This window comes from Candidatus Paracaedimonas acanthamoebae (assembly GCA_017307065.1).
In the GTDB taxonomy this organism is placed as follows: domain Bacteria; phylum Pseudomonadota; class Alphaproteobacteria; order Caedimonadales; family Caedimonadaceae; genus Paracaedimonas; species Paracaedimonas acanthamoebae_A.
Genome location: JAFKGL010000010.1, coordinates 188,219 through 197,333, shown reverse-complemented (window position 1 = coordinate 197,333; position 9,115 = coordinate 188,219). Strand labels below are relative to the sequence as shown.

The 9,115-nt window shown below is 38.7% G+C and carries 9 protein-coding genes; 2 read left to right on the top strand and 7 right to left on the bottom strand.

The genetic code is table 11. From position 1 onward, the window contains the following. Positions 1-437 precede the first annotated feature (437 nt). Entirely contained in the window at positions 438-1,145 is a 708-nt protein-coding gene (locus tag J0H12_01055; GenBank protein MBN9412503.1) for a hypothetical protein, read from the bottom strand. A gap of 347 nt (positions 1,146-1,492) precedes the next feature. On the opposite strand from J0H12_01055, the gene J0H12_01050 reads away from it, so the two are divergent. Next, positions 1,493-2,788, top strand: coding sequence for a hypothetical protein (locus tag J0H12_01050; GenBank protein MBN9412502.1), 1,296 nt, complete (start codon positions 1,493-1,495; stop codon positions 2,786-2,788). Positions 2,789-2,869: 81 nt separating this feature from the next. Here J0H12_01050 and J0H12_01045 read toward each other — a convergent pair whose 3' ends face one another. The 6 genes from J0H12_01045 to J0H12_01020 all read right to left on the bottom strand — a co-directional run bounded on the left by J0H12_01045 (position 2,870) and on the right by J0H12_01020 (position 7,355). Next, positions 2,870-3,133, bottom strand: a complete 264-nt coding sequence (locus J0H12_01045) for a hypothetical protein (GenBank protein MBN9412501.1) — start codon at positions 3,131-3,133, stop codon at positions 2,870-2,872. 68 nt (positions 3,134-3,201) lie between these two features. After that, a complete protein-coding gene (locus J0H12_01040) occupies positions 3,202-3,555 on the bottom strand; it encodes a DUF4280 domain-containing protein (GenBank protein ID MBN9412500.1) in 354 nt (117 codons plus the stop codon). Between the two features lie 8 nt (positions 3,556-3,563). Beyond that, positions 3,564-4,331, bottom strand: a complete 768-nt coding sequence (locus J0H12_01035) for a cytochrome c1 (GenBank protein ID MBN9412499.1) — start codon at positions 4,329-4,331, stop codon at positions 3,564-3,566. Then, positions 4,328-5,569, bottom strand: a complete 1,242-nt coding sequence (locus J0H12_01030) for a cytochrome b N-terminal domain-containing protein (GenBank protein MBN9412498.1) — start codon at positions 5,567-5,569, stop codon at positions 4,328-4,330. The genes J0H12_01035 and J0H12_01030 overlap by 4 nt, the downstream gene beginning before the upstream one ends. Before the next feature lie 8 nt (positions 5,570-5,577). Further along, entirely contained in the window at positions 5,578-6,144 is a 567-nt protein-coding gene (gene petA / locus J0H12_01025) for a ubiquinol-cytochrome c reductase iron-sulfur subunit (GenBank protein ID MBN9412497.1), read from the bottom strand. A 296-nt stretch (positions 6,145-6,440) separates the two neighbouring features. Then, on the bottom strand, positions 6,441-7,355 hold the full coding sequence (locus J0H12_01020) for a LysR family transcriptional regulator (GenBank protein ID MBN9412496.1): 915 nt from the start codon (positions 7,353-7,355) through the stop codon (positions 6,441-6,443). Positions 7,356-7,901: 546 nt separating this feature from the next. Here J0H12_01020 and J0H12_01015 point away from each other — a divergent pair. Further along, positions 7,902-9,008, top strand: coding sequence for a DUF1207 domain-containing protein (locus J0H12_01015; protein ID MBN9412495.1), 1,107 nt, complete (start codon positions 7,902-7,904; stop codon positions 9,006-9,008). The last annotated feature ends 107 nt before the right edge of the window (positions 9,009-9,115 follow it).

The following is a 9,115-nucleotide window of genomic DNA, read 5'->3' as shown; positions in this document are numbered from 1 at the left end:
AAGAGTTCGTCAACTCTTCAACCCTATACAATTATAGTAACAAATTTCACCAAAAATATCAACAAATTTCTGTCACGAATTTCAAAAATCACCCCCCCTCACATGCCAAAAACGCATATCTTCTTTCTCTAAAAAGCACTCGTTCCTCTTACAAATATTATTGATTGGGAATCTTCTGATTCTTCAAAACTTAATTTATTTAAGCGAGCGGCCTCTCGCAATATAGAGGCCACCACAAACGAGTTTCGTCAAAGTTTAAGAGAAGGTTCGGTGAAAACTCACCTTCATCCTTTTATGTTTACAGATTTTTATGAAAATACCAACAAAGACTAAGAAGCTCTTTAAGCTTCCCTTTTCAGAGAAAAACCCTCTTAAAAATTAACTTCAAAATAGAAGATAATATTTCTAACAGGGTTCATCCTTTCAACAACTTCTCTTTATTTCTTTGCCATCAACTTTGCACGTTCTTCATTCGCCACCGTGAATGCTTGATTTCTTTCGATAGCAGCTTTTTGAAGAGCATCTGAAAAATACGCAATTTCGTGTTCTTTGGCACTTGCAATACTTTGATAGGCTTGCTTTTCTTCAGCTGTAGCCTGAGGTGATGTTGCAATAAAGTTTGCTTCAGCATAAGCAAACACAACTTCTAAAAAGTTTTTCCCCTGCTGTAATTCGGCTTTTGTCTTCTTTTCGAGATCATCCAAGGCTATAATCCAAGGCTTGAATTCTGGTTTTTCACCAAATTTCCTTTTTGCTCCTTGGATGCCCACGATATCCTTAATAGCTTGAGTAAGAGTAACCTTGATATTATCGACAAATATTTTCACATGCTGTTTAGCCTCTTTTAGTCCTGGTGTTCCAAGATTGATTCCAGAAAATATTATTTCTGCCTCTAATTTCTGATTAAGCGTTGTCAGAGTACCTTCCAATTTTTGTTGATCAACACTCTGTTCGACGACTGCAATGGCCGTGACAATTTCGTTTAAAGTACCCTGAAGTGCTTGATTTAATTTTCGATAATCCTCTTCTAGCACTGCTGATTTTAAAGTTTGAGAAGCCTCAGTTGGAAGACCACTTACGGCAAATACTTGATTCCCCACGGAAACAAAAAAACCTAGAATAAAAAAGAAGATCTTTTTAAGCATTTTAATAGCCTATATTTAATAAACTCATTCCATCAGACTACAGAGTGGTTTAAAATAAAGTTAATACTTAGAATCTCTCTACGGGAGACTCAGAGGATAAGGGGCATATTTAAATTCTGAGGGTTTAATAAGAGACCCATGAAAGATTATTGCTGACGCGTGCGCACTTCAATATTTCGCGCCTAAAAGTCAAAAAATAGAATCTTTAAATGACGCGGTATAGGCTCCAAAAAAGTATACTTTATTATTTTTCATCATTGACTTTATGACACTTTTTTACTATATAGGGAATAAAATACTTTTATATAATTTTTAATCGGGCTCAAATTCTTTTTTATAGGTAGTTCATGACTAAACTCTCTTTCTTTTGCTCACTTTTAACAACAACCTTATTAAGCATGCCTGCTATCGCAACAAAAGTAGATGAAGACATTCTTTCTGCTTCACGGGAGAAGTCACCCTCCATAAAAAAAGCTGAAATAAAAGCTTCTGAGGACATTGGGGCCTTTCTTGGAGCATGCGTACCCCAAATGCGCCTTTTAAAAGAGTGGATTATCCCCTTCTCTAACTCTAAAGACTCATCCCCTTTACCAGTTCAATCTATGATCAGTACATCACAAGAAGATCACGAAGCAACGATGACGCTCTTTAAAAAAAATGCGGCAAGTACGATTAAAGAATTAGTTCATGACGGTCTTGCTCTTATGGACGATTATCCAACAGAACTCACGGCAAAAAAACTCGACGACTTTAGCGCCTATGAGATGCTAGCAACTTTATTTGCTCGGATTTATGAAACAGAATTATTTCTTCAAGAACTTTCTCCCTCTTACGCCCTACATGGTCAATTAAAGGGATATTTTATCCTTCATAAAACACGCCAAAAAGAAAAAGAAGGACTGCAAAAACTACAGCAAGAACAACAAACCCCATCATCTCCCCAAGAGCCAAAATTTTCTCCAAAAAGAGATGACCTGGAACAAAAATTTCTAACAATAACAGAAGAGCTAGAACAAAAGTTTCGAGGAGTCTGCCAAAAAGTCGCGCAATATCGCCGTCTCACTGTTGCATTGCCGGATGGCACGCCTGATTTCTCTGACCTTACGTCCGAAGAGCCAACCAGCCCCCTCTTAAGCCCAAGGAGTAGCGATTCTATATCTCCTCCAAAACTTTCCCCCTCACCGTTGCCCTCTTCCTCACAAGATAGTATCGTCCAAAGAGGACGCGCGAAAACGACAAGTAGCCCTCGTGTTATGACTACCAGCCCCAAAGGCCCAAACTCCACAGAAGAGTTTCGCACAGGCTCTATACCTTCCTTACACTCTGAAAAAAAGAGACCGTTGAAGGAAAAACGCTCCGAATCAATGAGTGAGAAATCACCTCAAGGTATTTCTGCAACTGCCCTTCAGGAATCCTCGCGCTTTAGAGCTCTTTCTACAGCATCATCTTCTGACGAAAAAATTTCTGTAGAAAAAAGTCCGGAATCTCCCAAATCCGAGTCTCCCCAAAAAAAGCGTACTCTACTTGGGGATTTAAAAAGGTCTTTGAGCGGGAAAAAAAAGAACCTAAATGAGGTCAAATCTTCATCAAGCAGTCCTTCTTCTCGTTCGTCGTTAGGATCCTCTCAAGAGGAAACTCGATAGAAAACAGAAAGCTCTGCATCCATAGACTCTTCTCAGGTATCTCAAAATAAGAAGAGTCTATCAGATTTTTTAATTATTTCTCTAATGAAGACTTAAAGAACAGGAGGTATACTTAAACTCTGACGCTTTAATAAGCGCCACATGAGCCACCGTGACCGAATGCATCCGTCCTTCAATATGATGTGCCCAAAAATCAAGGAATTTATGGAGTTCAGGAAAATTGGGAAGTAAGTCATATTCTTGCCAGATAAACGTTTGTAAAATTTCTGGATGATCCGGCAAATAATAAAGGATTTCAGCGGTTGTTAAACGATAATTTTGCAGCTGAAGAGAAAGATGACTCATCATATCCTCCGTCTTTTTCTTATCAATACTTTTAGAATGGCATAAGATATTAAAGATTTTATTAAGATTTAAGCAAGAGCACTAATTTGTAATTGACCAGGAAATTCAACGGTAATAACACCTCCGATGTTGCAGGCAAGTATAGAGATTTGATCTAAAGCCGCTTCCTCTCCCACAAGAACTGTTGGCACCCCCGGCACCCAAGATTCTACAGCAGGAACACACTCTGTATCGACCCCCAAAGTTTCTGCGGCAAGGATTGAGCACGCAGAAAATCCTTCAATATTCACGAAAGGAATAGCGCTACTAATATTTCCAACCATCCCTTCGCCCGCAATGACATTCCCTAGAATAGTCATAGCACTCGGGGCGGCTCCTGCTGCACATTGGACTAAAGCTTCTGTTACAACCAAGGTTGCCATTGTTCTCTCTATTCTTCAAGTCGACGCCATGTCCGTCTTTTTACAAGCCCCATTAGAACAGTAAAAACTAAAAGATACGTTAAAATTTTGACGCCTAAATGCTTCCGCTCTTCCATTTCAGGCTCTGACGCCCATGCCAAAAAAGTCACAACATCATGCGCCATCTGATCAACAGTGGCCGCAGTTCCGTCCGCATACTCAACAAGGTGATCCGACAAAGGAGAAGCCATGGCTATTTGATGTCCGCCGAAATAAAGATTATAGGACATCCCTGGGGCTAATTTCATTCCTGCAGGAGTCTCAACATATCCTTTTAACAAGGCTTTCACGTAATGAGGCCCTCCCTTGCGGCCTTTAATCACTAAAGAAAGATCCGGTGGATTCGCGCCATTATTCGCGGCGCGTGCGGCTTTTTCATTCACAAAAGGATTCGGAAAATAATCTGACGGCTTCCCATTTCTTTTAACAGGATTTCCATCTTCATCCACTCCATCTTGAACTTCTTTCTGCGCGGCAATCGCCTTAATTTTAGCCTCACTAAATCCAAGAGCTTTCAACTGTCGATAACTGATATGACTCAATCCATGGCATGTTGAGCAAACTTGTTGATAAACTTGAAATCCTCGTTGAAGTTCAGCCCGGTCGTAAGTCCCGAATAGTTGATCAAAGCTCCACTTTTCTTGTGGGAAAAGAGGTTGCTCATTCGCACAAGGCTCATCACTAACCAATAAGTTAAATAAAACAATTGAAATTTCTCTTAAGAAACGACGGCTCATGAGGAGGCTCCCCCTTTTACAGAAGGTACCGATTTCTTTTGAAGGCTCTCAGGCAAAGGAAGAGGACGTTCAATCCGATTCAAAAGAGGCACAAAAACTAAGAAATGAATAAAATAATAAACTGTTGCTATTCTTCCAAAGATCAAAGGTAATCCTTCAGGTTTTTGAGAACCAACCCAACCCAGAATCAAACACGTGGCCACAAAGATCCAAAACAAGACTTTATATAACGGTCTAAAGCGGGCACTGCGAATAGGAGAGCGATCTAACCAAGGCATTAAGGTCAAGATAAAAACGGCGCTAAACATCAACACGACGCCTCCTAATTTATCTGGCACAGAACGCAAAATAGCATAAAAAGGCAAAAAATACCATTCAGGAACGATATGTTCAGGAGTCACAAGTGGATCCGCGGGAATATAATTATCGGGTTCTCCAAAAAAATTAGGCGCAAAAAAAACAAAGCTCCCCCATACCATCAATAAAACACCTAGTCCTAAAAGATCTTTCACGGTGTAATAAGGATGGAACGGGATCTTATCTCCAGGCTTCTTGGCATCAATCCCAAGAGGGTTATTTGACCCATGCTGATGAAGTGCAATTAAATGAAGAAAAACCACGCCTACAATCAAAAAAGGAAATAGATAATGCAAAGCAAAGAAGCGGTTTAATGTCGGATTTGCCACAGAAAATCCGCCCCATAACCACGTAACAATAGAATCTCCAATCAAAGGAATAGCCGAGAATAGATTAGTGATCACAGTGGCACCCCAGTAACTCATCTGGCCCCATGGCAAGACATATCCCATGAAAGCTGTCGCCATCATGAGCAGAAAAATAACAACCCCCAAAATCCACAAAAGTTCGCGCGGCGCTTTATAGGACCCATAATAAAGTCCTCGAAACATATGAATATAAACGACGACAAAAAACATTGAGGCACCATTCATATGAATGTAGCGTATTAGCCAGCCATAGTTGACTTCTCGCATGATGCGTTCCACGCTATTAAAAGCATGATCCACATGTGGTGTATAAAACATTGCTAAGAAAATGCCGGTTAAAATCATGACAACCAACACAACTCCCGCAAGAGATCCAAAATTCCACCAATAACTTAGATTCCGGGGAGTTGGGTAGTCCACCAATTCTTTATTAATAAAAGAAAAAACAGGCAGACGTTCATCAACCCACTGAACAAATCCTGCTTTCTTTTTTTCTGACGAAGGCATTGTCATATCGACTCCTAACCTACTTTCAAGGTTGTTTCATTTAAAAAGGTATAAGGCGGCACCTCTAAATTCCGAGGGGCAGGTCCGCCGCGGATTCGCCCTGAAATATCATAAACAGATCCGTGACAAGGGCAATACCAGCCGCCGTACTGACCGCGATTATCACTGGGCTTTTGTCCAGAAGGAACACACCCTAAATGGGTACAGACACCGACCACTACCAGCCATTGAGGATATTGTTTAAAACGCTCATCATCCGATTGAGGATCAACGAGGTCTGCAAGGTTAACGTTTTTAGCTTCTTGGATTTCTTGAGCGGTTCGATGACGGATAAATAAGGGACGGCCTCGCCACATGACAGTAATAGCTTGTCCGACTTGAATCGGCTTAAGATCAAGTTCAATAGAGGCTAGAGCTAAAACATCTGCAGCAGGATTCATACTTTTAACGAAAGGCCAGATAAAGCCTGAAGTTCCTACAACACCTACCGCACTCGTCGCTAAAATGAGAAAATCACGCCTTGATTTATGAATAAGCTCAGGTTGCTCTTGGTCGATCTTTAAAGTTTCATCGTTCTGCATATAGCCCCCTTTATGGTTGCAGATTCCTTTCTTCTCTTGAATAAATCTATAAGGCAATCAGGGAATTTGAGCAATATGAATAAAAAGAGCCGGCGCTTAAAAAAACACCGACTCTTAATTAGGTCCCAGCGAAAGTTAGGGGAGGGAAAAGATAATCGCTAGAACCATACGAGCCACTTAACATGGCCCATATTTAAATCTTATTCTCAATTCTCATAAAAGCATATATATTCAACTTTGTCATCTAAAAAATAGATCTTAGAGATAAAAAAATTTTATCTCCTAAATTCAGATAATTAACCTGAATCCTTTATACAATAACCACTAGACAAGATATTTTGAGTTAAATATTCTTGAAAGGCCTTAATCCGTCGAGAGTTTTTAAGGCTCCGATGATAAGAATAATAGATATCAACCCAATGTTTTTCAATCTCAGGTAGAACTTCGACTAATTTTCCTATCCCTGGAAAGTGAGGATTCATTGAGATGATCCCAAGCCCTTGTTCTGCAGCTCTCGTTAACGCAAGGCTCGAGTTCACTTGTAAAAAAGGCTTTCTTGAAACACCTGTGGCACACCCTAAATTAAGATGCCAATCTACATTTCCTAAAAAGCTTTTTCTTAATGTTGAGAATGTAATAATTCGATGGTTATCAAGGTCTTTAGTACTTTTTGGCAGCCCAAAATTTTTGATATATTCGGGGCTAGCATAGAGTTTCAAAGGATAGGACATTAAATATTCTTGGATCAAATCAGGCACATTTGCGATCAAAGGTCCTATGGCAACATCAGCATCCGCTGCCTCGAACTCAACCATCACATCATTATATCCTTCAAGAATAAAATTAAATTTGGGATATTGTTTAAGAAAATCCGACAAGATTTCAATAAGCCAAAAATTAATTGTCCCCAAACTCGTAATGATTTTGAGGGTACCCGCGGGCTCTTTATTAAAATCTTCAATTTCTATTGTGGCTAGATTTTCAAGGTCGAATATCTTTTTTGCTGTATTTAATAATAGCTGCCCTGAATCCGAGGGAATAACACCTTTAGCTCCACCCAGCCTTATAAACAGTTGGGTATCCAGCTCTTCTTCTAACATTGCAATCGAGCGGCTAATGGCTGATTGAGCAATTTTTAAGCTTGTTGCAGCAGCAGAAATACTTCCTCGCTTTGCAACCTGATAAAATACTCGAAGCTTTTCTAAATCCATAATAATTAGGCTCTTAATTAATTCTTAAAGCCCCTTCTATTATAAAATAAAGCTTTCAATCCCCCTTTAATATCAGCAATATTCAACAACCTAAGAGTTAACCTACTTTTGCAATCCCGACGAGATGCCATGGATGTATATTTGCATTTTTTTTAATAAGTTTCTTCATTTCAACCCACCTCATATTTAATTTATAAAACCCCAGAACCAACCAAAGCAACTTTAAGTTCAAATTTCTCTATTGAAATAGTCTCATCATTGAGCTTTTTATTGCCAATAGTATTCTTAAGTTTTTTTCTAGATTTAATTAACTAAAATTTAATAAATGTTTATTAATGTATCTAACATTTTTTCCAACAATGCAAGTCAATTTTCACCTTTAGCCTGTCAAAAACCTCCTAAAAAGAAGCTTTTTAACTGCTATTTTCCTTACATAGCCCCCAATAAAATCAATCTCATTTAAATAAAAATTTAATTAAATTTTAAATGCATAGAGAAAAAGTTTATCGTATGATTTTTTAATGAAATCTAAGACTGGGAAAGCATATGAAATTTTATTATTTTTATCTAATTCTTTTCTTAAGCTTTATGACTTTGACAGCCCCACATCCAAGCTTCTCACACTCTAATGATTATTATCTCGGATATGCTCGCTCAATAACTGATGACGCGATCCCAGAAGAAGATGTTCATCTCACCATCACGAATCATATTCTTTATCTTACAATTAAGGGGGATCCTCTTGATATTCATGTAGAGCAAAGATTGAGAGAACGCCTTTTAAGGACAAAATATTTTCAAACGATTAAAATCCATTATGAAGATAAAATAAATACACCCGAAATGACTCTACCGAAGCCCGTAGAAGAAGAAAAACCGGGACTAGATGAACCTATGCCTTCTGGAACTATTTATAATGCACCGATTGCGGACCCTAAATGGCCGAGATTTTCTGTAGGATATCAAAATCATTTTAAAAAAAATCATGGCAAAAGCATTTATTCTTTATCTTTCGGCGAGAATTTAGCCCTCTTCCGTCACAAAAACAACAGTGAAATATATGAACTAGGCATCCAAGCAGGACTTTTTGGAGCTATGGATATTTCGTCAAATCCAACGACATTAATTAACTCTGATTACTTTGTAGGAATAGGACTTTCAATTGTGCGTAGTAAAAAATGGCAGAATATGATTCAGTTCTCCCATCTTAGCTCGCATTTGGGCGATGAACTTATTGTGAAAGATCCAACGATTACCAAAAAAAGAATTAATCTCAGTTATGAAACTCTTAAATGGCTTACCGCTTATAAGTTTAATAGTTTAAGGCCTTATCTGAGCATTGGTTATATTATCCATCGCGATCCCTCCACCATCAAACCTCTCACTTTCGAAGGCGGCTTTGATTACATCTCTGAAGATAAATTTATCTTTCATACGACAAGAGCTGTAGCAGGTGCACATATTCATAGTTGGGAAGAAAATAAATTTAAACCAACGCTAAATGTACGGGCAGGATTACAATTAGAAAACCCCGTCTGGCAAGGAAGACTCCTTCAAGGTCTCATTGATTATTCTTACGGAAAATCACGCCATGGCCAATTTTACAAACAAAAAGAACACTATATTGGCGTCTTAATCTCTCTCTCGAGCTAAGAAATATCCCACTTAAACTGCAGGGATTGGAGATGTGGGGAAAGTTCTGGTGAGGCTAAGCTAATAGCTTACGATAAAAGGCAAGCTCAATTACAGATAAATCTGTA